The organism is Variovorax sp. P4_D9 (assembly GCF_056401695.1).
Window position 1 is genome coordinate 1 of sequence record NZ_JBFUIU010001379.1, and the last position, 1,533, is coordinate 1,533.

Genomic DNA, 1,533 nt, shown 5'->3' on the forward strand with positions numbered 1-1,533 from the left:
TGGAGGAGGCGGCTGCCGCGGCGGGCTCGCTTCAGGAGCAGGCGACGAGCCTCGTGCAGGCTGGAGGAGGCGGCTGCCGCGGCGGGCTCGCTTCAGGAGCAGGCGACGAGCCTCGTGCAGGCAGTCAGCGTGTTCAACCTCGGAAGCGAGGGCGGGGTCAGCCGGAAACCAGTGGTTGCGTCGGCCGGGGCCGCTGTACAGCCGCGGGCAGCAGCCCAGCCTTCTCGGCGGATCGAGCCGACGGGAGCGCCGAAGCAGGTGGCGACGGTGGGCCGCGCGGGCGACTGGACCGAGTTCTGATGGCGCAAGGGCAAAGGGCCGCTCGATCGCGGAGGCCGAAGTGATCCCGCGATCACCCAACCCCGATCCCTACTGCCCGCGGTGCAACCCCGACAGCCGTTCGCGGGCGCGGGCTGGAAATAGCGTCGTGCAGGAAGGATCTCAAGTCCATGGCCGAGACGGCGCCAACCGCCGTGTGACAGGCCCTGGCTCTCTAGCGGGCAGGCCGGGACGGCTGCCGTTCGCCCGGCGTCGCGGGTGTTGCGACCGGTCTGGAATTGACCCCTTCGCCGGAATCTCGCTGACCCATGAACGTGAGCATCGTCACGATTGCGCGCTCGAGGCTTCACCTGCACCTGAGCGATCCACCGGCAGACGACCCGATCGAAATGAAGGGCAGCCCAATGGGACGAGAGGCCAACAAAAAGGCGGGCCGCACGCCGGACATCGGAACTGACGCGGCTCAAACGGAGGAAGGAAAGCGGGAGCAGGGCAAGAAGCCGTAGCAACCGACAGTGCTGATGGCCTGTTTGACGTCCTCGTCGGTTCTCGACCCGCCGCTGCGCGAGCAGTCGCTACGTGAGCTGCCGCAGGTAGTCGTCCACGCTTGCCGAGAGTTGGTTGCCTTCGGGCATGGTGCCGCCGGGAGTGAAATGGTCGACCACTTCTGGCAGCAATTCCGACAACCCGCTGCGCGCCTCTTCATCGCCGATGCCCGCCTGCTGCGCGATCTGGTGCAGTTGGTCGTGGCCGAAGACCTCGTCGATGGCGTGTGGCGGTAGTGCTTCGTTCGCGCCGGTGCCGATCCAGGAGTCGGCCTGTCGACCGTAGCCCTTCTGCGTGAGTTGACCGATCAAGTCGCCGATGCCGCCCACACCACTGGCCGCGCCGCCGCCTTGCCGGCGACGTTGGATCAATATGTTGAGCACCACCGGCAGCAGCGCCATCAGCACCGGGCTCATCCCGCCGCCATTTCGCGGGCCATCGCGTCTGCCGAGCGCGTTGCCGGCCAGGCCGTTGAGGATCTGGGTAAGCAGGCCCATCGCGTTCTGCCTCAGCGGACGTGCCCGCGACGGAGCAAGTTGACGATCGCCAGAAGGATGACGGCGCCGATGAGTGAGGCCAACAAGCCTCGGACGCTGAAGTCGTTCTGGTTGACCGTCGCAGCTCCGAGCAGCGGCGCCACGAGCCAGCCGCCGAGCACCGATCCGACGATGCCGACGATCACGTTGAGGATCGCGCCTTGCTGTGCAG

Annotated in this window: 3 protein-coding genes; 1 reads left to right on the top strand and 2 read right to left on the bottom strand. The window is 67.3% G+C overall.

The features are described 5' to 3' along the window. Positions 1-587: 587 nt before the first annotated feature. A complete protein-coding gene (locus tag AC1DY5_RS55135; protein ID WP_478122616.1) occupies positions 588-785 on the top strand; it encodes a hypothetical protein in 198 nt (65 codons plus the stop codon). Positions 786-854: 69 nt separating this feature from the next. Here the strand turns inward: AC1DY5_RS55135 and AC1DY5_RS55140 are convergent, their stop codons facing one another. After that, positions 855-1,322 carry a YidB family protein gene (locus tag AC1DY5_RS55140; protein ID WP_478122617.1) on the bottom strand — a complete coding sequence of 156 codons (468 nt, stop codon included), beginning with the start codon at positions 1,320-1,322 and terminating at the stop codon, positions 855-857. Between the two features lie 11 nt (positions 1,323-1,333). After that, on the bottom strand, positions 1,334-1,533 hold a 200-nt coding region (locus AC1DY5_RS55145; RefSeq protein WP_478122618.1), incomplete at its 5' end, for a GlsB/YeaQ/YmgE family stress response membrane protein.

Excerpts from the sequence above, each read along its gene's own strand:
- AC1DY5_RS55135 (WP_478122616.1), top strand. The coding sequence starts at position 588 with ATGAACGTGAGCATCGTCACGATTGCGCGCTCGAGGCTTCACCTGCAC.
- AC1DY5_RS55140 (WP_478122617.1), bottom strand. The coding sequence starts at position 1,322 with ATGGGCCTGCTTACCCAGATCCTCAACGGCCTGGCCGGCAACGCGCTC.